Origin of the sequence: Acinetobacter ursingii DSM 16037 = CIP 107286, from assembly GCF_000368825.1 — a bacterium.
In the GTDB taxonomy this organism is placed as follows: Bacteria; Pseudomonadota; Gammaproteobacteria; order Pseudomonadales; family Moraxellaceae; genus Acinetobacter; species Acinetobacter ursingii.
This window is the reverse complement of record NZ_KB849716.1, coordinates 185,178-210,868: the sequence shown is the minus strand read 5'-3', so window position 1 is coordinate 210,868 and position 25,691 is coordinate 185,178. Positions and strand designations below refer to the sequence as shown.

The 25,691-nt window shown below is 39.8% G+C and carries 27 protein-coding genes and 1 other RNA gene; 16 read left to right on the top strand and 12 right to left on the bottom strand.

The annotated features are described in order from the left end of the window. Window positions 1-2: 2 nt before the first annotated feature. Genes F944_RS05695 through lpxA form a run of 8 tightly spaced genes read left to right on the top strand, consistent with a single transcriptional unit; the run spans window position 3 to window position 8,850 of the window. A complete protein-coding gene (locus tag F944_RS05695) occupies window positions 3-824 on the top strand; it encodes a phosphatidate cytidylyltransferase (RefSeq protein ID WP_004988016.1) in 822 nt (273 codons plus the stop codon). Next, a complete protein-coding gene (gene ispC / locus F944_RS05690; RefSeq protein WP_004988014.1) occupies window positions 825-2,021 on the top strand; it encodes a 1-deoxy-D-xylulose-5-phosphate reductoisomerase in 1,197 nt (398 codons plus the stop codon). Window positions 2,022-2,023: 2 nt separating this feature from the next. Beyond that, entirely contained in the window at window positions 2,024-3,379 is a 1,356-nt protein-coding gene (rseP, locus tag F944_RS05685) for an RIP metalloprotease RseP (protein ID WP_004988012.1), read from the top strand. A 39-nt stretch (window positions 3,380-3,418) separates the two neighbouring features. After that, a complete protein-coding gene (gene bamA, locus F944_RS05680) occupies window positions 3,419-5,941 on the top strand; it encodes an outer membrane protein assembly factor BamA (protein ID WP_004988009.1) in 2,523 nt (840 codons plus the stop codon). Window positions 5,942-5,997: 56 nt separating this feature from the next. Further along, window positions 5,998-6,498, top strand: coding sequence for an OmpH/Skp family outer membrane protein (locus F944_RS05675; protein WP_004988007.1), 501 nt, complete (start codon window positions 5,998-6,000; stop codon window positions 6,496-6,498). A 3-nt stretch (window positions 6,499-6,501) separates the two neighbouring features. Continuing rightward, on the top strand, window positions 6,502-7,572 hold the full coding sequence (gene lpxD, locus F944_RS05670; RefSeq protein WP_004988005.1) for a UDP-3-O-(3-hydroxymyristoyl)glucosamine N-acyltransferase: 1,071 nt from the start codon (window positions 6,502-6,504) through the stop codon (window positions 7,570-7,572). Between the two features lie 7 nt (window positions 7,573-7,579). Then, a complete protein-coding gene (gene fabZ, locus F944_RS05665; RefSeq protein ID WP_010588642.1) occupies window positions 7,580-8,065 on the top strand; it encodes a 3-hydroxyacyl-ACP dehydratase FabZ in 486 nt (161 codons plus the stop codon). Further along, the gene (gene lpxA, locus F944_RS05660; protein ID WP_004988003.1) at window positions 8,062-8,850 is read left to right on the top strand and encodes an acyl-ACP--UDP-N-acetylglucosamine O-acyltransferase; all 789 of its coding nucleotides are present in this window, start codon (window positions 8,062-8,064) and stop codon (window positions 8,848-8,850) included. Before fabZ ends, lpxA begins: the two co-directional genes overlap by 4 nt. 64 nt (window positions 8,851-8,914) lie before the next feature. Here the strand turns inward: lpxA and F944_RS05655 are convergent, their stop codons facing one another. Beyond that, window positions 8,915-9,799, bottom strand: coding sequence for a YbgF trimerization domain-containing protein (locus F944_RS05655; protein ID WP_004988002.1), 885 nt, complete (start codon window positions 9,797-9,799; stop codon window positions 8,915-8,917). 376 nt (window positions 9,800-10,175) lie between these two features. On the opposite strand from F944_RS05655, the gene ffs reads away from it, so the two are divergent. After that, an RNA gene (gene ffs, locus F944_RS16705) (signal recognition particle sRNA small type) lies at window positions 10,176-10,272 on the top strand. 10 nt (window positions 10,273-10,282) lie between these two features. On the opposite strand, the gene F944_RS05650 is transcribed toward ffs, so the two are convergent. The 4 genes from F944_RS05650 to F944_RS05635 form a co-directional block, all read right to left on the bottom strand. Then, window positions 10,283-10,768: a regulatory protein RecX gene (locus tag F944_RS05650; RefSeq protein WP_004988001.1), complete on the bottom strand. Its 486-nt coding sequence runs from the start codon at window positions 10,766-10,768 to the stop codon at window positions 10,283-10,285. Window positions 10,769-10,819: 51 nt separating this feature from the next. Beyond that, the gene (gene recA / locus F944_RS05645) at window positions 10,820-11,866 is read right to left on the bottom strand and encodes a recombinase RecA (RefSeq protein WP_004988000.1); all 1,047 of its coding nucleotides are present in this window, start codon (window positions 11,864-11,866) and stop codon (window positions 10,820-10,822) included. A gap of 159 nt (window positions 11,867-12,025) precedes the next feature. Beyond that, the gene (locus F944_RS05640) at window positions 12,026-12,466 is read right to left on the bottom strand and encodes an RNA-binding S4 domain-containing protein (protein ID WP_004987998.1); all 441 of its coding nucleotides are present in this window, start codon (window positions 12,464-12,466) and stop codon (window positions 12,026-12,028) included. Beyond that, on the bottom strand, window positions 12,450-13,157 hold the full coding sequence (locus F944_RS05635; RefSeq protein WP_004987996.1) for an HAD-IA family hydrolase: 708 nt from the start codon (window positions 13,155-13,157) through the stop codon (window positions 12,450-12,452). The genes F944_RS05640 and F944_RS05635 overlap by 17 nt, the downstream gene beginning before the upstream one ends. A 13-nt stretch (window positions 13,158-13,170) precedes the next feature. On the opposite strand from F944_RS05635, the gene F944_RS05630 reads away from it, so the two are divergent. Continuing rightward, complete coding sequence (locus F944_RS05630) at window positions 13,171-14,031, top strand: 3'(2'),5'-bisphosphate nucleotidase CysQ family protein (RefSeq protein ID WP_004987995.1); 861 nt, start codon at window positions 13,171-13,173, stop codon at window positions 14,029-14,031. Between the two features lie 59 nt (window positions 14,032-14,090). Then, window positions 14,091-14,834, top strand: coding sequence for a histidine phosphatase family protein (locus F944_RS05625; protein ID WP_004987994.1), 744 nt, complete (start codon window positions 14,091-14,093; stop codon window positions 14,832-14,834). On the opposite strand, the gene F944_RS05620 is transcribed toward F944_RS05625, so the two are convergent. Further along, window positions 14,829-15,821 (bottom strand): acyltransferase family protein, encoded by a 993-nt coding sequence (locus tag F944_RS05620; protein WP_004987984.1) that lies wholly within the window; start codon window positions 15,819-15,821, stop codon window positions 14,829-14,831. The two genes, F944_RS05625 and F944_RS05620, sit on opposite strands and share 6 nt — an antisense overlap. Before the next feature lie 79 nt (window positions 15,822-15,900). Beyond that, on the bottom strand, window positions 15,901-16,170 hold the full coding sequence (rpsT, locus tag F944_RS05615) for a 30S ribosomal protein S20 (RefSeq protein ID WP_004987979.1): 270 nt from the start codon (window positions 16,168-16,170) through the stop codon (window positions 15,901-15,903). 209 nt (window positions 16,171-16,379) lie between these two features. On the opposite strand from rpsT, the gene F944_RS05610 reads away from it, so the two are divergent. From F944_RS05610 to F944_RS05595, 4 genes are all read left to right on the top strand, one after another. Next, window positions 16,380-17,045, top strand: coding sequence for a Rossmann-fold NAD(P)-binding domain-containing protein (locus F944_RS05610; RefSeq protein WP_004987977.1), 666 nt, complete (start codon window positions 16,380-16,382; stop codon window positions 17,043-17,045). Between the two features lie 11 nt (window positions 17,046-17,056). Further along, window positions 17,057-17,569, top strand: a complete 513-nt coding sequence (rraA, locus tag F944_RS05605) for a ribonuclease E activity regulator RraA (protein ID WP_004987975.1) — start codon at window positions 17,057-17,059, stop codon at window positions 17,567-17,569. A 15-nt stretch (window positions 17,570-17,584) separates the two neighbouring features. After that, entirely contained in the window at window positions 17,585-18,367 is a 783-nt protein-coding gene (locus F944_RS05600) for a glutathione S-transferase N-terminal domain-containing protein (protein WP_004987973.1), read from the top strand. 168 nt (window positions 18,368-18,535) lie between these two features. After that, the gene (locus tag F944_RS05595) at window positions 18,536-19,477 is read left to right on the top strand and encodes a Dyp-type peroxidase (protein WP_004987972.1); all 942 of its coding nucleotides are present in this window, start codon (window positions 18,536-18,538) and stop codon (window positions 19,475-19,477) included. Window positions 19,478-19,663: 186 nt separating this feature from the next. Here the strand turns inward: F944_RS05595 and F944_RS05590 are convergent, their stop codons facing one another. The 5 genes from F944_RS05590 to F944_RS05570 all read right to left on the bottom strand — a co-directional run bounded on the left by F944_RS05590 (window position 19,664) and on the right by F944_RS05570 (window position 24,322). After that, window positions 19,664-21,334, bottom strand: coding sequence for an FMN-binding glutamate synthase family protein (locus F944_RS05590; protein ID WP_004987969.1), 1,671 nt, complete (start codon window positions 21,332-21,334; stop codon window positions 19,664-19,666). 114 nt (window positions 21,335-21,448) lie between these two features. Beyond that, window positions 21,449-22,621: a ribosomal protein uL16 3-hydroxylase gene (locus F944_RS05585; protein ID WP_004987967.1), complete on the bottom strand. Its 1,173-nt coding sequence runs from the start codon at window positions 22,619-22,621 to the stop codon at window positions 21,449-21,451. 103 nt (window positions 22,622-22,724) lie between these two features. After that, on the bottom strand, window positions 22,725-23,321 hold the full coding sequence (locus F944_RS05580) for a Type 1 glutamine amidotransferase-like domain-containing protein (RefSeq protein ID WP_004987962.1): 597 nt from the start codon (window positions 23,319-23,321) through the stop codon (window positions 22,725-22,727). Between the two features lie 24 nt (window positions 23,322-23,345). Continuing rightward, a complete protein-coding gene (locus tag F944_RS05575) occupies window positions 23,346-23,939 on the bottom strand; it encodes a Maf family protein (protein WP_004987960.1) in 594 nt (197 codons plus the stop codon). Continuing rightward, complete coding sequence (locus tag F944_RS05570; protein WP_004987958.1) at window positions 23,939-24,322, bottom strand: DUF2237 family protein; 384 nt, start codon at window positions 24,320-24,322, stop codon at window positions 23,939-23,941. The genes F944_RS05575 and F944_RS05570 overlap by 1 nt, the downstream gene beginning before the upstream one ends. Window positions 24,323-24,460: 138 nt before the next feature. Between F944_RS05570 and F944_RS05565 the strand changes: the two genes are divergently transcribed. Beyond that, window positions 24,461-25,648 carry a phosphoglycerate kinase gene (locus F944_RS05565; protein ID WP_004987957.1) on the top strand — a complete coding sequence of 396 codons (1,188 nt, stop codon included), beginning with the start codon at window positions 24,461-24,463 and terminating at the stop codon, window positions 25,646-25,648. Window positions 25,649-25,691: the final 43 nt, after the last annotated feature.

Genomic DNA, 25,691 nt, shown 5'->3' with positions numbered 1-25,691 from the left:
AAATGTTAGAGCGGATAATTACCGCATTGGTACTGGTAGCGGTAGTACTTACTTGTATGTTTGCAACCAGTTCTCACTATCCAATGTTTGGCTTAATGATTGTAGCCGCAGGGGTGGCTGGCTATGAATGGTTTAAACTCATGCCTAGAGATACGGCATTATTTAAACCGAAAGCGTGGGCTTATGGACTGATCGTCGCGCTAATATCTGCGCTGGCGCTTTATTATAATGAAGTTGCAATCTTATTATGGTGTGCATCAATACTCACTTGGCTGGTGAGCAGCTTTTGGGTCAAGGCTTATCCTGAATACGATGGCTGGTACAATGCTTCGCTTTATCTTCTTGGGCTGATACTGGTCAGTGCGGCAGTTACGGCAATTTTTGAAGTTTGGCAAAGTTCCCCATGGTGGTTGATGTACTTGTTCCTGTTGGTATGGGGAGCGGATTCAGGTGCTTATTTTGTTGGGCGCAAATTTGGTCAAAATAAGCTAGCGCCAACAGTGAGTCCAAATAAATCGGTTGAAGGACTGATTGGTGGGATAGGGCTTGCGATCATTATTATTGTTGTGGTGCAGATTAATTATCTTAACTTAACATTTGCCCAGCATTTGCTGTTTCTAATTTTGTCTGTGGTGACTGTTTTTGCTTCAGTATTGGGTGATTTGTTCGAATCTATGATTAAGCGTCGTGCTGGTATTAAGGATTCTGGGCGTATTTTGCCGGGCCATGGTGGTGTGTTAGATCGTATCGACTCTCTACTTGCAGCAGCGCCTATCTTTGCAGCGGGCATGTATCTATTAAAACTTATTGGCGTAGATCTATAAATGACTCAATCTGTTTGTATATTTGGTGTGACGGGTTCAATTGGTCAAAGTACTTTAAAAATATTGGATCGTCATCCAGATAAATATACGCTTTTTGCTGTAACAGCTTATAGTCGTATTAAAGAATTGGCTCAAATATGCAAACAGTATCAGCCTAAAATTGCGGTTGTACCTGAATCAAAAGTCGATGAACTGCGCGCCGAATTGCTTGCATTGGGTGTTTTTGATATTGAGATATTGGCTGGGGAACAAGGCTTAATTACTGTTGCTGAAAGTTCTCAGGTTGATATTGTCATGGCTGCAATTGTTGGGGCGGCAGGACTTTTACCTACACTCGCTGCAATCAAAGCAGGTAAAAGAGTGTTGCTTGCCAATAAAGAAGCATTGGTGATGTCTGGTGAAATCATGATGCAAGCGGCACGAGATCATCATGCATTATTGTTGCCCGTCGACTCTGAGCACAATGCAATTTTTCAGTCTTTACCGCAGAATTATTTAAATATTGAGCGTAATGGTCAGCCCCAGTTGGGGGTTTCGCAGATTTTACTGACGGCCTCAGGTGGTCCATTTTTAAATCATACGCTTGAACAATTGCAGGCGGTGACGCCACAGCAGGCGTGTAAGCATCCAAATTGGTCTATGGGACAAAAAATTTCTGTTGATTCTGCAACTTTAATGAATAAAGGTTTGGAGTTGATTGAAGCGTGTCATTTGTTTTCAATATCTGAACATTTTGTTACAGTTGTAATTCACCCACAAAGTATTATTCATTCAATGGTTCAATATATTGATGGTTCAACTTTGGCACAAATGGGAAATCCTGATATGTGTACGCCGATCGCACATGCATTAGCATGGCCTGAGCGGTTAGACACGCATGTTCCTGCACTTGATTTGTTTACACATTCACATCTTAATTTTCAGCAACCCGATACTCAAAAATTTCCTGCATTAAATTTGGCTCGTCAAGCCATGCGTGATGGTGGTCTCGCACCCACGATTTTAAATGCGGCAAATGAAATTGCGGTTGCGGCATTTTTAAATTTGAAAATAAAGTTTACTACGATTCCAGAAGTGGTTGAGCATACGCTTAATCACGTGCAAAATGGTTCGGCACAGAGTATAGAAGCTATTTTGGATACAGATCGATTAGCCCGTGATGTTGCGCATCAATTCGTGGCTAGCGCAGGAGGCTGAACATGAATATTTTGTTTATCATTGTTGCAGCAATTCTGTTGCTGGGGCCTCTGATTGCCATACATGAGTTTGGACATTATTGGGTGGCACGTAAGCTGGGTGTTAAGGTTTTGGTGTATTCGATTGGTTTTGGTCCAACTTTGCTAAAATGGACATCGAAAAAATCAGGGATTCAGTATCAACTTTCAGCATTGCCACTGGGTGGTTATGTCAAGATGCTGGATGAGCGTGAAGGTAATGTCGCTGAAGCTGATTTACCTTATGCGTTTAATCGCCAATCTCCGTGGAAAAGAATTGCAATTGTCGCAGCAGGGCCGCTGATTAATTTATTGTTTGCTATCGTTTTATTCTGGATTTTATTTCTTCCATCTCAAGAACAGTTAAATACACGTATAGGCAAAGTTTTGCCTAATACGCCTGCCGCGCAAGTCGATTTGCATGTGGGTGATAAAGTGTTAACTGTAGATGGAGAGCAAACACCTACATGGGAAAAGTTAAATTTTGCTCTGGTTGACCGAGCGGGTGAAACAGGTCAAATTTTGATGACCGTAGATCGTGACGGCACTCAAAAGAGTGTTGCGCTTCCTATTCATAATTTTCTCAAAGATCAATCTCAGTCTGCTTTAGATATTCTTGGGTTTTTACCCTATCGTCCTCAAATGCCCGCGGTGATTCATCAGCTCAGTGAAGATGGTGCTGCCATTCGTCAAGGGATGAAGGTTGGCGATCAAATCCTTTCCATCAATGGCATTAAAATGAATGACTGGTTTGATGTAGTTGATGTGGTGCAGAAGTCTCCTGAAAAACTGCTGAATATTGATGTGCTTCGTAATGGGCAAATGGTTCATTTGCAAGTCATGCCGCAAGGTAAACGTGACAATATGGGTAATACCACTGGTATGCTTGGTGTGCAAAGTAACCCTGCTAAAGTCAATATTCCTAACGACTACAAACAAACGATTCAATATAATCCAGCTCAGGCCTTAGGGATGGCAGTGGATAAAACCACTCAAATTTCTGGCATGATTTTAAACTCGATCGTCAAAATGTTTAGAGGTTTAATTGGACTTGAAAATTTATCAGGCCCAATTACTATTGCTAAAGTTGCTGGGCAAAGTGCTGAAATGGGATGGCAAACGTTTATCTCGTTTATGGCATTGATGAGTGTAAGTCTTGGAATTTTAAATTTATTGCCGATCCCTATGTTGGATGGTGGACATTTGGTTTATTATTTTATCGAAGCAATTCGCGGTAAACCTGTTTCCGAACAAATACAAATGATGGGCTTAAAAATTGGTATGGTACTGCTCGGCAGTATGATGCTCTTGGCTCTCTTTAATGATTTTATGCGTTTATAACGTTTAGATGGAAAAATTAACTTACTGGAAAAATCTGGCATGCGGCACACACATTTATTAATGCCTTTGGCACTTGTTAGTGCTATGGCGGCAGTACAACAAGCATATGCAGCGAATGACTTCATTGCACGAGATATCAAAGTCGAAGGTTTAGTTCGCCTCACTCCTGCAAATGTTTATACCATGTTGCCGATAAACAGTGGCGATCGTGTCGACGATCCAACCATTGCTGATGCCATTCGTACGCTTTATGCGACTGGTCTTTTTGATGATATTCAAACTTATAAGCAAAATGATATTTTGGTCTTTAAGGTTGTAGAACGTCCTGTTATTTCAAAAATTGAATTTAAAGGCAATAAGCTCATCCCCAAAGAAGCTCTGCAAGATGGCTTAAAGAAAATGGGCGTTAGCGAAGGAGAAGTTCTTAAAAAATCTTCTTTGCAAACTCTTGAAACAGAACTTGAGCAACAATATACACAGCAAGGTCGTTATGATGCGGACATCAAAGTCACCACGACAGCTCGCCCAAATAACCGTGTAGATTTAACCATCGAATTTTATGAAGGTAAGCCTGCAAAAGTCTTTGATATTAATATTATTGGCAATACTGTATTTAGTGATGATGACATTAAACAGGCTTTTGCAGTCAAAGAATCTGGCTGGGCTTCTATTGTTACTCGTAATGACCGCTATGCTCGCGAGAAAATGGCGGCGAGCCTTGAAGCATTACGTGCTTTGTATTTGAATAAAGGCTACATCAACTTTAATATCAATAATTCCCAGCTCAATATTAGTGAAGATAAAAAGCATATCTTTATTGAAGTTTCTGTTGATGAAGGTCAGCAGTTCAAGTTTGGTGAAACTAAATTCTTAGGTGATGCGCTGTATAAGCCAGAAGAATTACAGGCATTAAAAATTTATAAAGATGGCGACACTTATTCACAAGAAAAAGTAAATGCGGTGAAGCAGTTATTGTTGCGTAAATATGGAAATGCTGGCTATTACTTTGCTGATGTAAACGTGGTTCCGCAAATTAATAACGAAACTCGTACGGTTGATATGAATTACTATATCAATCCGGGGCAGCAGGTGACAGTACGACGCATCAATTTCTCTGGAAACAGTAAAACTGCCGATGAGGTTTTACGTCGTGAAATGCGCCAAATGGAAGGCGCACTTGCTAGTAATGAAAAAATTGATCTTTCAAAAGTGCGTTTAGAGCGTACAGGTTTCTTTAAAACTGTTGATGTGAAACCTGTTCGTGTGCCCAATTCTCCAGATCAAGTTGATTTGAATGTTAATGTTGAAGAGCAACATTCTGGAACGACTACACTTGCAGTTGGTTACTCTCAAAGTGGCGGTGTAACATTTCAGGCAGGGTTAAGTCAGACGAACTTCTTGGGTACAGGTAACCGTGTTGCAATTGATTTATCACGCTCTGAAACACAGGATTACTATAACCTGAGTGTGACTGACCCGTATTTCACTATTGACGGTGTGAGTCGTGGTTATAATGTCTATTATCGTAAAACCAAACTGAATGATGACTATAACGTCAGTAACTATGTGACTGACAGTATCGGTGGTAGTTTAAGTTTTGGTTATCCAATTGATGAAAACCAGAATGTGAGTGCATCGATTGGTGTGGATAATACCAAAGTTACCACTGGTCCTTATGTGTCAACCTATGTTCGAGATTACTTACTTAAAAATGGCGGTAAGGCAACGGGTCAGGGGTCATATTGTAGTGGTACGTATGAGCTGAATTCAGATACAAACGCATACGAATGTAAAGATGCCAATGGTACTGTAATTGATATGACTCCATTTGATAATGCATTCGAGGGTGAATTCTTTACCTACAACTTGAATTTGGGTTGGTCATACAATACTTTAAATCGTCCGATTTTCCCTACTTCGGGTATGTATCATCGTTTAAATCTTGAAGTTGGTTTACCAGGTGGTGACGTTGATTATCAAAAAGCCACGTTTGATACTCAGGCTTATTTCCCATTAGGTCATGATTTTGTACTTCGTGGCTACGGTAAATTCGGTTATGGTAATGATTTGCCGTTTTATAAAAACTTCTTTGCAGGTGGTTACGGATCGGTACGTGGTTATGATGTCAATACACTGGGACCTAAGTATCCGGGTGTAACTTATAACGAGAGTAGAACGCGTGATTGGGATCCAGAAGAAGTCGGTGGCAATGCTTTAGTACAATTTGGTACTGAGCTTGCTTTACCTATTCCATTTAAAGGGGACTGGGCACGTCAGGTACGACCTGTAATATTTGCAGAAGGTGGTCAGGTTTTTGATACACAGTGTAAAACTGCTTCAGGAAATCTTTATTTGAATGGTTCTACCACGCCTGTAGATGCAAAACAATATTGTAAAGATAACTATAATCTGGATTTAAGCAATCTTCGTTATAGTGTGGGTGTTGGCTTTACGTGGATTACCATGATTGGTCCTCTGTCATTAAGTTATGCATTCCCATTAAATGATAAAGATGGTGATGAAACCAAGGAAATTCAGTTTGAAATCGGCCGTACTTTCTAGTACGGTCTTTGATCAAATAATTAATTGTTGAAATACTCCTGTATAAGGAAATCAAAATGAATAAATTAGCAGTAGTTTTATTGGGTATGGGTTTGTCTATTTCTGGATTGACACAAGCCGCAGGTGTGGGTTTTGTTGATTTAGCAAAAGTTGTCGATAGCAGTAGCTATCTTAAGCAACAAAATGCAAGCTTAAATCAGTCAGTTAAACCGACGACAACCAAACTGGAACAGCTTGGTAAAGAGCTAGATGCATTACGTCAAAAAGCGGAAACTGAAGGTCGTAATATGAAAGAAGCTGATGTTCAAAAACTTAATCAGCAATATCAGACCAAATTAAGCGAATTCAACTCGACCCAGCAAGGTTTGCAGACTCGTGTTCAAGGTACTTTACAAACCATGAACAACACTTTTGAAACTCGTGTGAAACAAGCGGGTGAACAACTTCGTCAAGAAAACAATTTAGACTTCATTTTGAATAAAAATGCTGCGGTTGCCTATGACGCTAAGAACGATTTAACTGATAAAATGATTCAAAAGGTTAATGCAATTAAATAATCAATGAAAGCACGTAGTTATCGTTTAGAAGACTTGGCTCATCTTGTTCAAGGTGAGTCTTTTGGTCATAAAGACCTTTCTCTGACTGGACTTGCAAGTCTCGAACACGCACATCCAAATCAGATTTCATTTGTGAATGGCGACAAATATCTCGAAGCAGCACAAGTCTCGAAAGCAGGCGCATTAATTGTCCCTGCCGAATTAAAACAACAGTTAGCGCAACATCAAAATTTTATTGTAGTTCAAAATCCCTACCTTGCTTTTGCTCAATTGACTCATGTTTTTGAAAAGAAAATTGAATCCATAGGAATTGAAAGTACTGCACAAATCCATCCGTCTGCCATTATTTCAGATAGTGCTTATATTGGTCATTATGTGGTGATTGGTGAGAACTGTGTGGTCGGTGACGGTAGCGTTATTTTGGCAAACTCTACGTTGAATGATTTCGTTGAAGTTGGTAAAGATTGTTTTATTGATTCACATGTGACTTTAACGGGTGAAACCAAGATTAAAAATCGCGTTCGAATTCATGCCAATTCAGTGGTCGGTGGTGAAGGTTTTGGTTTTGCACCCTATCAGGGAAAATGGCATCGTATTGCTCAACTAGGTTCAGTTCAAATTGGAAATGATGTTCGAATAGGTTCAAATTGTAGTATCGATCGCGGGGCTTTGGACGATACAATTTTAGAAGACGGCGTCATTATTGATAACCTTGTGCAAATCGCGCATAACGTTCACATTGGTACAAATACGGCGATTGCTGCAAAAACGGGAATTGCAGGGAGTACCACTATTGGCAAAAACTGTATCATTGGTGGGGCGTGTGGACTTGCAGGGCACTTAAACATTGCTGATAATGTAACACTTACAGGAATGTCAATGGTCACAAAAAGTATTTTTGAAGCAGGAACCTATTCTTCAGGAACAGGACTTTTTGAAAATAGTCAGTGGAAACGCACGATTGTTCGCTTTAGACAATTAGCAGATGTGCCATTGACCCAAATACTCAAACGACTCGATCATATGCAGACTCAAATAGAGTCTCTTGAATCAACCTTTAAATTGCGTAAATAGAAATATGATGACTGAGTCTAACACTCCCGCGTTTACGATCCCTGAATTGCCAATGTATATTCAAACTATTCGTGAATATCTGCCACATCGTTATCCATTTTTACTGGTTGACCGTGTGGTTGAAGTAACTGAAAATTCTATTGTTGGTTATAAAAACGTGTCAATCAATGAAGAATTTTTACAAGGACATTTTCCTGAATATCCAATTATGCCAGGCGTACTTATTGTTGAGGCTTTGGCTCAAGTTTCAGGTGTTCTTGGTTTTATCATGAATAATCAAAAGCCAAAAGCGGGTTCTTTGTTCCTTTTTGCTGGAGCGGAGAAAGTACGTTTTAAAAAACAGGTTGTTGCAGGAGATCAGCTCGTCTTAAAGTCTGAGTTGGTGATGCAAAAACGTGGTATTTACAAATATAATTGTACAGCCACAGTGGATGGCATTGTAGCAACGACCGCTGAAATTATGATTTCGCACCAGATAACAGAGCAGGCATGAGTAATAACGACTTCATTCATTCTACCGCTATTATTGACTCATCTGCAGTAATTGCCCCAGATGTCCAAATTGGACCTTATTGTGTCATTGGGCCTAATGTGAGCATCGGTGCAGGGACTAAACTTCATTCACATGTCGTGATTGGTGGTTTCACACGGATTGGTGAACATAATGAAATTTTTCAGTTCGCCAGTGTGGGTGAGATTTGCCAAGATCTAAAATATAATGGCGAAGAAACTTGGCTTGAAATTGGTAATCATAACCGTATTCGTGAACATTGTAGTTTGCATCGTGGCACCATTCAGGATAATAGTTTGACCAAATTGGGTAGCCATAATTTACTGATGGTGAATACACATATTGCTCATGACTGCGTGGTGGGTGATCATAATATTTTTGCCAACAATGTCGGTGTGGCTGGTCATGTTCACATCGGTGACTATGTGGTCGTGGGTGGAAACTCAGGAATTCATCAGTTTTGTAAGATTGATTCTTATAGTATGGTGGGTGGGGCATCTTTAATTTTAAAAGATGTGCCTGCTTATGTCATGGTTTCAGGTAATCCAGCGCATGCGTTTGGGATGAATGTTGAGGGTATGCGTCGCAAGGGTTGGTCAAAAAATGTGATCAATGGCTTACGTGATTCTTTCAAAATTATCTATAAGTCGGGTTTAACCACCGAACAGGCACTAGATAAAATTCGTACTGAAATTTTGCCAGAAATATCTGAAGTTCAATTGTTGATTGATTCAGTTGAATCATCCAAACGCGGTATTATTCGTTAGTTAAGTATCTTATAGAAATAAAAAAGACACATTTGAAATGTGTCTTTTTCGTTTTTAACGGATGCTATTTTTTAACAAAACCGGCTTCTTCAGATTGTGGATAGCTGGCAAGTAGTTTGTTTTTGTATTGTGTAGCTACAGCAGCTTTGTGATCTACATCTTTGGCAATGCTATATAACTGATATAAAGAACGCGGTGCTTTGCTTGATGTTGGATATTTATCAGCGACAATCTGATAATTCTTTTTGGCTTGAGCATAATTGACAGGATCAGTTGCTAAATGAAATTCAGCCAGCCAAAAATAGGCATTTGGTGTGTAGATACTATTTGGATGATTCTTAATAAAGTTTTCCATTGGTGCAATTGCTTTTTTTGCACCGCCTTGTTTATAGGCATCAAGCGCAACGGTATATGCTGCTTTGTCTAATTCTGTTGAGTCTTTATTTTCTGACGATGCTGAATTTGTATTACTCGTTGAACTTGTAGCAGGAGCAGGCTGCTGATTCGTTTGAGCCACTGGTGCGACAGGTGTTTGTTGCGGATTTGCATTTATAGAAGCTTGTGTATTCTCACTGGCTACTGGTGCGGCGCCATTTGCGTCAGTTGTTGCATTTTCATCAGTTGCGGCACTATCCGGATCTACTTTTTGATGGAGTAGCTCCAGACGTTGATCCAGATCAGTATAACGGTTAGCCAAATCTTTTTTTAGCTGATCAATCGAATGAGCTTGTTCTTCCAGTTGTCCGCGCAATGTACGGATATCATTTTCAAGTTGTTGATTTTTTTGCATCAACTGCCAGTTAAGATTGGTCGCGACAGATTGATCATTTACAACTGACGTTGATCCAGAGTTAGATTGGCTTAATCCACGGGATTCAATCGGAACATTAGCGTAAATAGAAGAACCACAAAGTAGGGTAATCGCGAATAAAGAATGCTTTTTTAGCATAAGCCACAATCCATAATTTTAAATAGAACGTCAAGCAGTTGTTTTTTATTCATTCAGTCATAAAAAACAAATTGAAAGCAAATGCCATTAAAAACACCCCGCCATAGAATTGCAATAAGTAATTACAATATTTTAGCATTTTCATTTTTGATGCTGTTTGACAAAATTAATTTCACTCAAGAAATAAAGCCATGAAATGGTATTGGCTTTGAGTTTGAAAAGAATGCTTTTATAGCCACATAGAAAGATGAAAAATAAACAAATCCTTAAATTTGTTGATGATTTAGTCAATTGAAACGAAAACCGCAGGAAAATTTGAGATAGCACTTGCAACACATTTAAAAATCTCTATACTCTGTTCTTGCAATGGTAGCCCTGCTGGTGGCTTCGCAATTGTACTCTGTGAACCCCGCCAGGACCGGAAGGTAGCAACGGTAGCAGATCTATGATGTGCCGAGGTTTTGCTAGTAGGGTTACCACCAGTTACTCTTCTTCACTCGTTCGACTAATCGCTTTCATAATCACATTCATATCAAAACCGCGATATTTCAAAAACCGAATTTGTTTGGCTTTTTGTTTCGGATCTTTTTCTATCTGAATTCCAAATTTCTTAACTTTTAGCTGATAAGCCTGCTCAAACCAATCAACGTCCTGAATATCTTCTAAAATTAAATTGCTATCCAGTTGTTTGTGCTTGAGTGCCTGTTTAATTCGATTTGGGCCTTTGCCTTTGCGTATTTGGCTAGACAACACCATTTCAGCCACACGTTGATCGCTCTGGTATTGCCGTTCTGATAGCTCCTCAACCAAGGCTAGAACTTCATCACGATCCTGCGCATAAAGACTGAGTTTTTCGATCAACTCTGCCTTTGCATATTCCTTACGTGTTAGCAGTGCAAAAGCGTAAGAACGCAAACGTGTGCCTGTAAGAAGCGGTTTATTTGCTTGATCATCTGAATTTGAATACATCAGGTCATTCCAAATGAAAAACGCCCCGCAGGGCGTTTGATGATAGCTGAATTAGCTTTCTAAAAAGTCAGGTTCTTCTTCTTCAACTTCAGTGCTATTTGCAACTGGCGTGCTGGTCAGTAATTGATCGCGAATCTGTTTTTCAATTTCCTGCGCAATCGCTGGATTTTCTTCAAAATAACGAATCACGTTATTTTTACCCTGACCAATTTTGTTGCCTAGATAAGAATACCATGCACCTGCTTTTTGCACGATTTCCTGTTGCACCGCTAAATCCACGACTTCACCCAGTTGATTGGTGCCTTTGCCATAAAGGATTTGGAAAAGTGCTTCTTTAAATGGAGGCGCCATTTTGTTTTTGACAACTTTGACTTTGGTTTCAGAACCAACAATCTCGTCACCTTCTTTGACCTGTCCAACACGACGAATATCTAAACGTACCGATGCATAGAACTTAAGTGCATTACCACCAGTCGTGGTTTCTGGACTACCGAACATGACGCCAATCTTCATACGAATCTGGTTAATGAAGATCACCATACAGTTTGAGCGTTTGGCATTACCCGTGATTTTACGCAATGCCTGACTCATAAGACGAGCTTGTAAGCCCATGTGTGAATCGCCCATTTCGCCTTCAATTTCAGCGCGAGGAGTCAGTGCCGCAACAGAGTCGACAACAATCAGATCAATTGCCCCTGAGCGCACTAGCATGTCCGCAATTTCAAGTGCCTGTTCACCATGGTCAGGCTGTGAAACCAATAGATTGTCGATGTCTACGCCAAGCTTACGTGCATATTGTGGATCGAGTGCATGTTCAGCATCGATAAACGCGCACGTACCGCCCGCTTTTTGACATTGAGCAATGGCTTGTAAGGTCATTGTGGTTTTACCTGATGATTCAGGGCCATAAATCTCAACAATACGGCCTTTTGGCAAACCACCAATACCGAGTGCAATATCCAGTGTCAGTGAGCCTGTGGACACCGCTTCAACTGCTTGTACCGTGTTGTCACCTAAGCGCATCACTGTATTTTTACCAAATTGTTTTTCAATCTGGCTCAAGGCCGCGTTTAAAGCCTTGCTTTTATTATCATCCATCTCACAACCTCAAAACTGTGTAATATCACTATCATTCAAAGTGGATGTATCGAATTTTAACCTCGTTCCACCTGTGTATAGTGACAGATTTATTTTTAATATTCCATGTCAAGATGATGTCAGTACGACATAATATGACGTGTATAAAAAGCCATTCAATTAATCATCATGATAAGACCATGACTGGTCAAATTGTTGATCATTTTCTTGTTTAAACTTGCTGATTTGTCGACGATCTTTTTTGGATGGACGATGATCAGGTCGCGCTAGATTATGCAATTTTCTTTGTGCTGCAATCAACTCCCGACGCGCTAAACTGACCTCTGTTTCTTCATATAATAATTGAGCCACAGGCGCAGGACCACGCGTTGCTGAGAGTGCTTTAATCACCACGGTTTTCTTTTCAAATCCTTGCATGATGGTAAGTTCCATTCCGACACGGATTTCTTTAGAAACTTTGACGCGTTCACTGTCATGGTGGACTTTACCACCTTCAATGGCGGCTTTGGCAATCGAGCGAGTTTTAAAAAAACGTGCGGCCCAAAGCCATTTATCGACTCGCATTGAGTCATTGGCATGTTGTTCAAGCTGTTTTGACATCAATATCCTTAACTTGAGATTGAGGTAAAAAAGAAATTAATTCCATTAAATGATGGATGGCAGGATAGTCTAAACTGGACGAATCTCGCGCAGGTTTTAAACTGGAAGGTTGTGTAATCGTAATCAGTTGTTCGATTCCAAATTGTTTGGCACCTTGGAGCACCTGTGCTGTGTCATCGACCAGAATCACCTGAGCTGGATCAAACGGGTGCAATTGTTGCAAAGCCTGCCAAAAGCCAATATCTTCTTTGGCATGGCCCAATTGCTGGCTACTGACCATGATTTCAAAATAAGGGCGAAGTGCAACATTTTCAAGTTTAAGCTTTAAACTCGCTTGATCGGCATTGGTGACCAGCCAACAGCGATAACCTTGATCCTGAAGCTGTTGCAAAAGTTCAAAACAACCTGGTCTCGGTTGAATCTTGTGTTGAAATTCCTGTTGTAATTTCAGGACATCTACGCCGACTTTTGCTGTCCAATAGTCTGATGAATACCAAGATAATGTATGCTTGTGCTGTTGGTAAAACTCAGATAAGGTCTCGTGACTTTGTTGCAAGGTACATTGATGAACTTGTGCATGACGTTCAGGCAGACATTGATTCCAGATAAAGTCATCAAAACTTAAGTCGAGTAGCGTGCCGTCCATATCAAATAGGACAATAGCTAAAGTTGAAGAATTACAATTTGGCATAACAGGATAATCTATGTTTATTAAAACTCATGCGCCACAAGATGCATTAATTATGCAATTGTTACCTGTGTTGCAGCAAGCGAGTCAAATTCTGTTTCAAGAATACCAAAGTTATACCACAGGAAGCGAGTTTAATATTCATCAGAAAAGTGACCAATCTCCTGTGACACAGGCAGATTTAAGGGTCAATCTTTTTTTAATGCAAGCCTTAGCTCAAGTTCAGCCTGTATATCCTGTGTTATCCGAAGAAAGTGATAATGTTGCTCGACACGAATGGTCAACCTGCTGGATGCTTGATCCTTTGGATGGGACCAAAGAGTTTATCCATAAGCGCGACGAATTTACCATTAATTTAAGTTTAATTGAAAACTCGAAAACCATTTTTTCGGTCATTGTCGTGCCTTGTGAACAACAAATGTATTTGGGTTATCTCGATAATCTCCCGTATAAATATCAGTTTAATCATGGACAATGGTGGCGTTATCAAAATGCCAAAAGTTCTCTATCTCAGACCTTACAAATCGGTTTAAGTCATAGCAGTAAAAATCCAAAGTATCAGCAGTTTATTGGGTTTATTGAGCAACAGAATCATGCCGTAATTCGTCGTGAAGCAGGCAGCGCTTATAAATTTTGTATGATGCTTGAAGGTGAGATTGACCTGTATCCAAGATTTCATCCGACTTCGGAGTGGGATACCAGTGCAGGTCAGGGTTTACTGGAAAGTATTGGTGGTGGTTTAGTCTCATTACATGGGCGGCCATTTGAATATAACCAGCGTGATACGGTGCTCAATGCAGGCTTTTTAGCATTTACCACTCCAGAAATAAAAGATTTAGCATTAAATGCGCTAAAGCATGTGCAGATTACAGATTGAGAGTTTTAGCCTGCATGTTATAGTGAGCAGGTAATGAAAATGACAACATAAGATGATATATGGCACTTAAGCTATTACCTCCCAGTATGCTACAGGCGATTGATTTATTGCCTGATGGCAATGTTCCTGTGACACTTTTTACTCGGCATTCGATTCGTGAAATTGTCAATGGACAAGGCTTGGCAGGTTATGATTTACAACTTACTGAATCTGGTCGGGTATTGGCAGAGGAGTGGGGTGCCTGTTTGATACAAAATACAGGTCGAATGATTCATCACTGTATTTCAAGCCCTATTCAGCGCTGTATTGATACTGCTGCTTTGATGATTGAGGGAGCTGATCGGGTGACTCCCACCAGTAATACCCATACCATTGAGATTGTTGAGCAAGGCTTATTGGTTGAACCGGGTAGTTTTGTACTGGATATAAAAAAAGCTGCGCCTTATTTTCGAGAACAAGGCGCGCTAGGGTTTATTAATAGTTTTGTCAATAATGCCTTACCGGGGATGAAGCATCCAATTACGGGTGTATTTGATGTACTAGAGCTGATTTATAATACTCATCCAAATGCTTCAAATGGTTTAAGTCTGGCGGTAAGTCACGACACGATTATTGCTGCGATTGTTGCGGTAATTTCGGGTCGTAGTCAGATTGATAAAGAAGATTGGCCTGCAATGATGGAAGGTTTATTTGTTTGGTTTGAGGGTGATGACTTTCTCAATAGTCAATTGAAATGGATTTGGCGTGGCGAAGTAGATCAGTTGAATGTCAGTGATTTTATTCAGCCAAATCAGCGTTTATAGAAACCGCTTATAAAAATATTGCATGAGTTTCAGTAAAAACTGGGTGATATGCATCGCAATGTATTGAATCGATCTGGATAAAAATCTCGCTTTTAAAATGACGCAAAGTAAGATGCTGATGAATAAACAAAATGCCAGATTGAGCATCCAATTCATTGATGTGAATGTGATCAATTTTGTTAAGATAATGATAAAAAAACCATGCAGTAAGTAAATGGCTAGAGTATTTTCACCCATGCCCCTCAAAATATCTGGGAATTTGGATGCATACGCAAGTGAAGCAATTATTCCGCAACTTGCGATCATTAATAGCCATAAGCGCGTTAAAACTCCGTGAACAGCCTCTACTTGTAACTGTTGATAAGACAAACTTCCATATAACCAGTAAGGATTGGGTCTGAGTAAAGCCAGCAAAGTGATTGATATTATTATGCTTGCAGCCGCAATCCAGAGTGAATACTTGGTATTTTGTATGTAGTGTAAAAAAGATTTACCATAAAGCGCGCCAGCCACAAAAAATGGCAGGAACACAAAAATCCGTCCGATGGAAAACAGGTAATTATTGAATGGAGATAGCCCGATACCTAAACTTGCAAAAATGGCAATAAGCAAAGGATAATGCGTTTTCATGAGTAACGGTGTGATCAGACTCCAAGCTACCATCCCCCATAGATACCACAAAATCCAATATGGTTTGATCAGCCAACTTAGCCAGTTTTGAGTGTGTTGCCAAAAGGATTCAAAGCAAAAATAAAGAATTTGAAACAACACTGCGAGCACAGCAAAAAATAAGATTTTTTCAAATAATTTATGATTTTTAAACAATAAGCCTGAGACAAAAATAAAAGCAGGCATGTGGAAACTGTAGATAAATGCAAGTAATGCGCTATTTGGATCAATCCAGCCAATGAAACGTTCTAAGCAGTGACCCAATACTACCAGAAAGATGAGTAAACCTTTGGCTTTGTCTAAATGGGGATTACGCATATAAAAGAAAGAATGAGCTTTAAATTTATTATTTTCATGGCAATAAAAAAAGCCCAGTAGGGCTTTCTTTATTTGCTGCTTAGTTAGAAGCTAATGCTTTAACTTGAGCGTTTAAACGGCTCTTATGACGAGCAGCTTTGTTTTTGTGGATGATGCCTTTATCAGCCATACGGTCGATGACAGGAACAGCTTTTTTATAAGCTTCTGTAGCAACAGCATAATCACCAGATGCGATTGCACTTACAGTACGTTTGATGTAAGTACGAACCATAGAACGCAAGCTTGCGTTGTGTTTACGCGCTTTAACGTTTTGACGCGCACGTTTTTTTGCCTGAGCAGAGTTTGCCACTCTTGCACTCCTTGAAATTTGATTGGTCTGGGCGGGCTGAAGTTTCACTGGTTATAGTTAAAACTATCACCAGCCCGTAAACAAGTGCCATATTTTGATGAATTGGTGCGGCTAAGTCAAGTCTTGAGACGTTTTTGCAACGTTTTTGATGGTGATAAATTTTCAGGAACAGGCTAAATTAAAGCGAAAATAAGTAGGCTGGTTAAAATATGACAAATATGAACAAAAAAGCATTGGTGATTGGTGCGACTGGATTGGTCGGAAAAGCATTGGTAAAACAATTACAAGCAGCGTCAGAGTTTGAATCTGTCACTGTAGTAGTGCGAAAAGAGTTAGATGAATTTAAAGTATTTTCCAAAGTCAGTCAGTTTGTACTCGAAGACTTTTTGTTACTCAATGATCAGGATGTCAGTGGCTATACACATGCTTTTAGTTGTTTGGGATCGACCATTAAAAAAGCAGGCTCTAAACAAAAATTTTATGCGATTGATTATGAAATCAATGCACATTTTGCAGATTTACTGCAAGATAAAGAAACACATTTGCTTTTGGTGAGTGCGATGGGTGCAAATTCATCTTCAATATTCTTTTATAATCGGGTCAAAGGGCTGCTTGAAGATTATTTGAAGACACTCACACTCAACAAACTTTCAATCTTTCATCCTTCTTTATTGATTGGTGAGCGAGATGAGCAAAGACTCCTTGAAGGTGCAGCAGAGAAGATATTTTTGCTGCTTAAAGACACCATTAAAAAACCATTGATGTATAAGCCTGTGACTGCGGAGCAATTGGCGCATATCATGATCATCGCTGCAAATACACAAATGGAAAGCTTTAAAATTTATGATAATTTAGCCATACAAACTACTTCATAATGGAGAACAACATGAGTCTAGTGCCTTTCGTAACCTGTGATTTACTTGATGATCATCCTGATAAAGACATTCAGGTTGTAACCCCTTCACTGGATGGACGTTTTTTTAAGAGTTACGGAGCACGTAAAACATTTGGTGGTCAAATTGTGACAGTAAAATGTTTTGAAGATAATTCACGTGTTAAAGAGTTGCTGGCAACGGATGGAACAGGAAAAGTGCTGGTGGTGGATGGCGGTGCGTCGATGCGCTGTGCTTTGATGGGCGATATGATTGCTGAGTCAGCGGTAAAAAATCACTGGAACGGTGTGGTCATTTATGGCTGTGTACGTGATGTTGATGCGATTGCTGAGCTGGATTTGGGCGTACATGCATTGGCTGCAATTCCACAAAAAAGTAACCGCAAAGGCATAGGCGAAGTTGATGTAAATCTTTATTTTGGTGGCGTAACATTTAAGTCTGGCGACTTTATTTATGCAGATAACAATGGCATCGTGGTCGCTACAGAGCAACTCGTCAATTTATAATAATAGGATACCTTTATGGTGATTCATCAAATAAAAGTCTTGCAATCGCTTGCATCAAGTCTGGTAGAGGGCGGTCGTGGAGTTAGTGGTACGCCATTTCCAATTCAGCCTGCAAAACCACTTAAATTGTATGAGTTTGAAGGGTCACCATTTTGCCGTCGTGTTCGAGAAGCGATTACCTTATTGAATCTTGATGTCGAAATTTATCCTTGTCCCAAAGGTGGACAAAAGTACCGTCAAATTGTGAAAGAAAAGGGAGGAAAATTACAATTTCCTTTTCTGATTGATGAAAATACAGGAGATCAGCTTTTTGAGTCTCAGGACATTATTCATCATCTTTTTAAATATTATGGGAAAACTGGAAAAACGCCAGCGAAATATAGCCATTATCCAAAAATCCCTGTGCCTGAGTTTGCAGGAACACTTCTAAACATGGCACGTGGAGTCTGGGTGGATAAGAAGATCGTTGATCGTGCTGCACCTGAACAATTGCTTGAGTTATGGAGTTTTGAAGCGAGTCCATACTCACGTATTGTTCGTGCGACGTTGACAGAGTTAGAAATTCCTTACATTTTACATAATGTACCAAAGGAACGCTGGCAAGATATGGGACCTGCGGTCTTACGTTTAAAACCCGGTAAATATGAGCCTTTGGCGGGTGGCAAGCGTGAAAAAATGCTATCCGAAATGCAAGGAAAGATGCAAGTGCCTTATTTGGTTGATCCCAATACAGGGGTTAAATTGTTTGAATCCGCTCAAATTGTGAAATATCTAAAAAAACAATATGGCAAAGCATAAGTTACCTGAATCTATCAAACACGTATAACTTTAAAGCTATGCGTGTTTTTGTTTGTATTTTGCGCAGGCGAAATATTTTAAACGAAGTAGCTGCAAGCTTTTTTATACTTTTATATACAATATGTTAAATTAGTAGAAGAACAAAATGCTCAGACAAGGCAGAGGTTTATGACATTGACTCGAGTTCAGCCTGTTACCAGTCGTCCAGGTGAAAATGCTTTATTTATTGTATTGGGGCTATCTTTAACAGATGGTGTAAAAGAAAAAGTAATCGATTTTGCTGCAAATTTTTCAGCACTGACGCGTAGTTTAAGAGCACGTTATCCTGATGATAACTTTAATGCTGTTTTAGGCTTTAGCTCTAACGCATGGGACATGTTATTTGCGGGTCAGCCTAAACCACACGAATTAACCACTTTTAAAGAAATTAAAGGGCCCAAATATACGGCTGTTTCAACGCCCGGCGATTTATTTTTTCATATTCGCGCTGATCGTCAGGCCTTGTGTTATGAGCTTGCCAGCATTATTCATGAGCAACTCAAAGATTTAACTCATCCTGTCGATGAAGTTCACGGTTTCCGTTATTTTGATGGTCGTGCCATTATTGGATTTGTAGATGGTACTGAAAATCCTGAGCCTGAAATTGCGGCTGAATATGCACTGGTAGCTACAGAAGATCCATTATTTACGGGTGGAAGCTATGCTTTTGTCCAAAAATATGTGCATGACATGGATAAATGGCGAAGCCTAAGTGATGAAGAACAGGAAAAAGTGATTGGTCGTAAAAAGTTTAATGATGTTGAACTGGGCGATGATGTAAAACCGGGTACAGCACATAATAATGTCAGCAAAGCCTATGATGATGAAGGCAATGAACTGAAAATTATGCGCGCTAATATGCCATTTTCTAATCCAAGTAAGGGTGAATATGGAACTTACTTTATTGGTTATGCCAATAAATTTAGTACGACTCGTCAAATGTTAGAGCATATGTTTCAAGGCAACGCTGAAGGGCATTTAGATCGTTTACTGGATTTTAGTACTGCGCAAACGGGAACACTATTCTTCGTTCCTACAGTCGATTTTCTGGATGATTTAGGCGATGAATAACTAATTCATTGATACTTGTAAAAATAAAACCCAAGAGAGTCATCTTCTTGGGTTTTTAATTAAGGCTTTTAATCAGGGTGGTTAAATAGACTTCTTTTCCTCATTGTTTAAAGCCTCTTTATTTTCTCCCATAAGGAGAAATAAAAGGGACTTATGAAAGAAGTCTAATATTTAATCAGCTAAACATTAAAATCGTTCAGCCATGGCCATGTTCCACATCCGATAATAAAAGTTTTCATCATCTTTTTCATGGCAGTCTAAAAGCTCACCGCCTTTAAAGAAAAAGTGCAATTGCGCGTAGTTCTTAATTTCACGATCATTCAAACGTTGTGCCAAATGATGTGCCTTAATTTCCGAAGGATGCTGCAAACCTGCTGCTGCAATCATTTCAGAGAGTGCATGCAGTGTATTTTTTTGGAAATGAAATACACGATCGGCTTTGGTTGGAACATCAATCGCTTTTTGGCGGTCTTTATCTTGGGTCGCGACACCAACTGGACATTGATTGGTATGACAACTTTGCGCTTGAATACAACCTACTGCAAACATAAAGCCACGTGCAGAATTGACCCAATCTGCACCCAATGCAAAGGTACTGGCAATATCAAAAGCACTAATAATCTTACCACTGGCACCTAATTTAATCTGATCTCTTAAGCCTGCTCCAATTAAAGTGTTATGTACAAACTGTAAGCCTTCGCGCAGCGGTGTTCCGATGAAATCACTAAATTCGACAGGCGCAGCCCCCGTACCACCTTCAGAGCCATCCACCACGATAAAATCTGGAATAATTTGGGTAGCAAGCATGGCTTTGACAATGCCCATAAATTGCCATGGCTGACCAATACACAGTTTAAAACCGACAGGTTTTCCGCCTGATAGTTCACGTAATTGCTGAATAAAATGCATCATCTCGATTGGCGTATTAAACGCAGAATGCTTTGGTGGAGAAATACAATCGCGGTCGCGCGGAACTCCTCGAATTTCAGCAATTTCCTCAGTGATTTTATTTTTCGGCAAGATTCCGCCGTGTCCTGGTTTAGCGCCTTGCGAAAGTTTGATTTCAATCATTTTGATTTGCGGAAGTGCTGCCTGTTTTTTAAATTTTTCAGGATCAAACTTTCCATCCAGTGTGCGGCAACCAAAATAACCACTGGCAATTTCCCAGACGATATCGCCGCCATTTTCCAAATGATAAGGACTTAAACTACCTTCGCCCGTGTCATGATAAAAATTTCCCATTTTTGCACCTTTATTCAGCGCACGGATCGCATTGGCACTCAAGCTACCAAAGCTCATGGCTGAAATATTCATGATCGATGCGCTATAAGGCTGTGTGCATTGGTGATTACCAATTTCAATCCGAAATGTCTTAGGATCAGCAGGTTCACATGGGGTGATTGAATGTACCATGAAGCGATAATCATCTTGATAGACATTGATGATAGAACCAAAAGGTTTGTCAGCATTTTCATTTTTGGCGCGTTGATACACTAAACTGCGTTGCATCCGAGAGAAAGGTAGGGCATCCTGATCCGATTCAATAAAATACTGGCGAATTTCAGGACGAAAATCTTCAAAGAAAAACCGAAAGTGCCCCATGATCGGGTAGTTTCTTAGAATAGAATGTTTATTTTGTAAAACATCATAAAGACCCAGCAGGCTGAGTAAACCTGTAATGAGCCATAATCCATTTAGAAAAGTATCAGAAACAAAATAATAAATATAATGAGGTGCATAAGAGATGCGAAACCAACTAATGCTGATGGCAACAATGATGCACAGGAACCAGACTGAATGCCGTGAAAAAAAAGTATTTAAAAACTTATGTCGAATACTTTGGGTGAGATTGGCCATTAAAACAATATTCCTTTTTTATTGTCATCTAAATTAGCCAACAAGCCAGCTTAAGCTCAAGTAACGAATTGTTAGAGCTGAGAATTATTCTAAACTCCCAGCTCAAAAAACAACTTATTCTGTTTCTTCTTCGGGTGGCAGCAACATTAAAACCGAGTCATTGAGTAACTGGGTAACATCCTCAAGTATCTCTTGTTGATTCAAGGATTGATCAAAATTCAAAATTTCACCGTCGGCCAATCGTTTTAAGCTTTGTTCAAAGACTTCTGAAATACAGCATTCTTCACCATTTGCCCAAAATAATAATTGTCCATCTTCTTCTGTATATAAAAGGCGTGAAGCGGGTTCCAGTCGCAGCTCATATCCATTATCCAGAATTTCAAGCAAATCATCGGCTTCAATTTCATCTGCTTCTGGAATATTGTCTGGATATTTAGGTTCAGACATCAGCGACATCAGCGCATGTTCAAAGTCACTGGAATGTTGTAATTGCTCCAGTACTTTGGCTTTGAGATAAGCCAGCTCATTTGCCGTAATTTCTCCAATAGCAGAGCTTTGATCGCGAACAATATCCAATAATGGATTTTTTAATAAACTATTATCGGCAAATTTGTCGCTGACACGATCCATCATGGTCGCGATATTTGGCATACGAAAGCCAAAGGAAAAGGTTAAACAATCATCTTCTGCGACACCGTAATGTGACAAACCGGGCGGCACATAGAGTAAATCGCCTGGAGCCAACACCTCATCAAAATCAATGTCCATCTCTGGAAGGAGTTTTAACGGCTGATTTGGTACAAACTCAGTTGAGGCATCACACATTTGCCCGAGTTGCCAACGACGATGACCATAACCTTGAACTAGAAAAACATCATAAAAGTCAAAATGTTGACCTACAGAACCGCCTTTCGGGGCATAAGACACCATAATGTCATCACGTCGCCATTGGGGGATAAATGGAAACTTGTTCCAGAGTTCTGCCAGATCAAAAGAATAGTGATCGACCGCCTGAACCAATAAAGTCCACAGTTTTGGCATCTTCTGAAAATCACCTTTGATCAATGGAGAAGATTTGACAGTCCATTGATTTGGATCTTTATCTTTTTGCTTGAGTAGACGCGCAGAAACGGTTTCTTCTAAAGCCAGTTCTTTAACATCATCAGGCTCAAGAATATGGATAATTTCTGGCATAGCATTACGAACCAGTAATGGTTTTTTTTGCCAGTATTCAGTTAAAAATTGTTCTGCGGTAATTCCGCCTAAGACATCAAGAGATTTGGACATAACACAAAAACCAAAATATTTTGTATATTGTTCAATAATCGTTATCAAGTTACAAGATGATGCAAGATTGAGTGGGTAAACAGATATCAATTTTTTAAAGTATTTATTGTTCGTCAACGATAATAAATTGATCGTTATCTATTGGTTTTAAGCTTAATTGTGAGAAATAGTTGGTGTAAATTTGATGCGCAATCTCAATAAAAGGGTCATTGTTGAAATGAGGAAGCGGATAGAAATCGATTAAATTCAAACCTTGTGTATCACTAAGTTGTGGTGCTTTTTTTATATCATCCATCAACTGGATATAATCAATATCTGGGGCTAAAACAATACTCCCCGCCGAACTTCCAATATAGGGTTTTCCTCGATTAATCCAATCAGAGATAAGCTGATCTGCACCCGTACGTCTCAGCTCTTGCAACAAATAAAATGTATTGCCTCCAGAGATAAAAATGTAGTCACTTTCTGACAATATGGTCTTCATTGATTCAAATGTAGAATGACTTATATCAAGTTCGTTAATATTTAAACCTAAGTTTTTGAAGGCAAGTCTGTCATTTTCAACGTATCCACGATAGTCTTCGACTAAAGATGCTGTTGCAATAAATGCGACAGATCTATCCTGTAATGACTCATTTAAAAAGACAGCTAAATGTGATGAAACATCAGCAAATGATGCAGCTAAAAATATTTTTTTCATGATTCGTTCCCATTTTAGTTAAAGTTATGGAATCACAATATTTAATTGCCTCAAATAATAGCATAGCTGGATTAAAGGCAGTCCCATCAGTGTCGTTTGATCATTGCCCGACATTGACTCAAATAAACTAATGCCCAAACCTTCGCAGCGAAAACTTCCTGCACATTGTAAAGGTTGTTCAATCGCGACATAACGCTGAATTTCATCCAGTGTAAGCTCACGAAATTTAACCTGATAATGTTCATCCAGCGTTTTTTCAAAACCACTGTGTAAATGCTGAATACTAAGTCCAGTACTAAAACATAGGCTTTGACCAGAGTTTGCCATAAGCTGTGTAATGGCATTTTCAGTAGTTAAGGGTTTGCCTATAAAATCCTGTGGTGTATGGCTTCGCCAAGCGACCTGATCTGAACCTATCACAATCGCATCTGGATATTGTTCTGCAATCACTTTAGCCTTTTCAAAAGACAAACGTCGTGCAAGCGCATCGGCATGTGTTTCGCCTTTTGCTGATTCATCAATATCTGGTGAAATACAGCGATAAACAAGACCTAGCCGATCCATTAGCGCTTTACGTGTTTGGCTACCAGAGGCCAATATAAGTTCAGAATGACTCATTAAACCGCGTATTCCATCAGCACATCTAAAGGCACATAGCTTAAAACTGATTGATGACATGCCTGTAACTTAATCGGCGGTGCAAAACCTGCCTGATAGGCTTCGACCCAGCGGGTCACACAAATACACCAAAAATCACCGGGCTTCACCCCAGGAAAATCCACTTCTGGAAGTGGCGTAGTCAGATCATTGCCCACTTTTTGTGAGTAACTTAAAAACTCTGAAGTCATTTCTGCACACACGGTATGTTGCCCAAGATCACTCACCGCAGTATGGCAAAAACCATTACGAAAATATCCTGTTATCGGATCAAAACAACAGCTTGCAAGTGGTTCGCCCAAAACATTCAAGCGATTAATTTTTGGATCTGGATGAATAGACATAGGCCTTCGTCATAAAAACAACTGAACCTATCATAATCAAAAGTTTATCTTTCTACAGCTTTTCTACAAAAAAACTAACTTTTTTTAGTGCAATCATTTAAAATTGGCGCGTTTTTAAATCTATAAAGAGAGCAATACATGAATTTTCAGCGCATGACTGACCTAGATTTAGCAGGCAAACGTGTCCTTATTCGTGAAGATTTAAACGTGCCTGTCAAAAATGGGGAAATTACCAGCGATGCACGTTTACGTGCTGCATTACCAACGATTCAGGCTGCTTTAGAAAAAGGCGCTGCGGTCATGGTGTTCTCTCATTTAGGCCGTCCAGTGGAAGGTGAGCCAAAACCAGAACAATCTCTTGCCCCCGTTGCAGCATATTTAAGCAAAGCATTGGGTCAAGAAGTAAAACTCTATACAGACTATCTAGATGGCGTTGACGTCGACGCGGGTCAGGTGGTTTTACTTGAAAATGTACGTTTTAACCACGGCGAAAAGAAAAACAACGCAGAATTGGCACAAAAATACGCTGCGCTTTGTGATGTGTTTGTGATGGATGCATTCGGTACTGCACACCGTGCAGAAGCCTCAACCGAAGGTGCAGCACGTTACGCAAAAGTAGCTGCGGCAGGGCCTTTACTTGCAGCTGAATTAGATGCTTTGGGTCGCGCACTTCAAACTCCTGAAAAGCCAATGGTTGCGATTGTTGCAGGTTCTAAAGTTTCCACAAAACTGGATGTTTTAACTTCACTTTCTGATATTTGCGGTCAATTGATTGTCGGTGGTGGGATTGCCAATACCTTCTTGGCAGCCGCTGGTTTCAATGTGGGCAAATCATTGTGTGAAAATGATCTAATCGATACAGCCAAAGCAATCGCAGCCAAAGTATCTGTTCCACTTCCAACGGATGTGGTGGTTGCTGATGTAGCAGAAATTGATTTTGCTGACTTCCTCGGCTCATTAGCAAAAGCAAAAGCCGTTGTGAAGAAGGTTGAAGATATTGCAGACAATGACATGATTTTAGATGTTGGTCCTGAAACGGCGAAAGCCTTTGCTGAAATCTTAAAAACGGCTAAAACCATTCTTTGGAATGGTCCAGTGGGCGTATTTGAAGTCGATCAGTTTGGCGAAGGAACCAAAACACTGTCATTGGCAATTGCTGAATCTGAAGGATTCTCTATCGCAGGTGGTGGTGATACTTTGGCTGCAATTGATAAGTATGAAGTTGCAGATAAAATTGGTTATATCTCCACAGGTGGTGGCGCTTTCCTTGAATTTGTTGAAGGTAAAACCTTGCCCGCAGTCGCTGTCTTGCTTGAACGTGCTTAAGCACATATAGATTTACTGTCATAAATTTGAAACAGGTCGATTT

Excerpts from the sequence above, each read along its gene's own strand:
- rraA (WP_004987975.1), top strand. The coding sequence starts at position 17,057 with ATGAGTCTAGTGCCTTTCGTAACCTGTGATTTACTTGATGATCATCCT.
- F944_RS05585 (WP_004987967.1), bottom strand. The coding sequence starts at position 22,621 with ATGTCCAAATCTCTTGATGTCTTAGGCGGAATTACCGCAGAACAATTT.
- F944_RS05610 (WP_004987977.1), top strand. The coding sequence starts at position 16,380 with ATGACAAATATGAACAAAAAAGCATTGGTGATTGGTGCGACTGGATTG.
- F944_RS05570 (WP_004987958.1), bottom strand. The coding sequence starts at position 24,322 with ATGTCTATTCATCCAGATCCAAAAATTAATCGCTTGAATGTTTTGGGC.
- ispC (WP_004988014.1), top strand. The coding sequence starts at position 825 with ATGACTCAATCTGTTTGTATATTTGGTGTGACGGGTTCAATTGGTCAA.
- F944_RS05590 (WP_004987969.1), bottom strand. The coding sequence starts at position 21,334 with ATGGCCAATCTCACCCAAAGTATTCGACATAAGTTTTTAAATACTTTT.
- rseP (WP_004988012.1), top strand. The coding sequence starts at position 2,024 with ATGAATATTTTGTTTATCATTGTTGCAGCAATTCTGTTGCTGGGGCCT.
- F944_RS05595 (WP_004987972.1), top strand. The coding sequence starts at position 18,536 with ATGACATTGACTCGAGTTCAGCCTGTTACCAGTCGTCCAGGTGAAAAT.
- fabZ (WP_010588642.1), top strand. The coding sequence starts at position 7,580 with ATGACTGAGTCTAACACTCCCGCGTTTACGATCCCTGAATTGCCAATG.
- recA (WP_004988000.1), bottom strand. The coding sequence starts at position 11,866 with ATGGATGATAATAAAAGCAAGGCTTTAAACGCGGCCTTGAGCCAGATT.
- F944_RS05640 (WP_004987998.1), bottom strand. The coding sequence starts at position 12,466 with ATGTCAAAACAGCTTGAACAACATGCCAATGACTCAATGCGAGTCGAT.
- F944_RS05625 (WP_004987994.1), top strand. The coding sequence starts at position 14,091 with ATGGCACTTAAGCTATTACCTCCCAGTATGCTACAGGCGATTGATTTA.
- F944_RS05620 (WP_004987984.1), bottom strand. The coding sequence starts at position 15,821 with ATGCGTAATCCCCATTTAGACAAAGCCAAAGGTTTACTCATCTTTCTG.
- lpxA (WP_004988003.1), top strand. The coding sequence starts at position 8,062 with ATGAGTAATAACGACTTCATTCATTCTACCGCTATTATTGACTCATCT.
- bamA (WP_004988009.1), top strand. The coding sequence starts at position 3,419 with ATGCGGCACACACATTTATTAATGCCTTTGGCACTTGTTAGTGCTATG.
- F944_RS05575 (WP_004987960.1), bottom strand. The coding sequence starts at position 23,939 with ATGAGTCATTCTGAACTTATATTGGCCTCTGGTAGCCAAACACGTAAA.
- F944_RS05655 (WP_004988002.1), bottom strand. The coding sequence starts at position 9,799 with ATGCTAAAAAAGCATTCTTTATTCGCGATTACCCTACTTTGTGGTTCT.
- F944_RS05675 (WP_004988007.1), top strand. The coding sequence starts at position 5,998 with ATGAATAAATTAGCAGTAGTTTTATTGGGTATGGGTTTGTCTATTTCT.
- F944_RS05650 (WP_004988001.1), bottom strand. The coding sequence starts at position 10,768 with ATGTATTCAAATTCAGATGATCAAGCAAATAAACCGCTTCTTACAGGC.
- lpxD (WP_004988005.1), top strand. The coding sequence starts at position 6,502 with ATGAAAGCACGTAGTTATCGTTTAGAAGACTTGGCTCATCTTGTTCAA.
- F944_RS05600 (WP_004987973.1), top strand. The coding sequence starts at position 17,585 with ATGGTGATTCATCAAATAAAAGTCTTGCAATCGCTTGCATCAAGTCTG.
- F944_RS05635 (WP_004987996.1), bottom strand. The coding sequence starts at position 13,157 with ATGCCAAATTGTAATTCTTCAACTTTAGCTATTGTCCTATTTGATATG.
- F944_RS05580 (WP_004987962.1), bottom strand. The coding sequence starts at position 23,321 with ATGAAAAAAATATTTTTAGCTGCATCATTTGCTGATGTTTCATCACAT.
- F944_RS05565 (WP_004987957.1), top strand. The coding sequence starts at position 24,461 with ATGAATTTTCAGCGCATGACTGACCTAGATTTAGCAGGCAAACGTGTC.
- F944_RS05695 (WP_004988016.1), top strand. The coding sequence starts at position 3 with ATGTTAGAGCGGATAATTACCGCATTGGTACTGGTAGCGGTAGTACTT.
- F944_RS05630 (WP_004987995.1), top strand. The coding sequence starts at position 13,171 with ATGTTTATTAAAACTCATGCGCCACAAGATGCATTAATTATGCAATTG.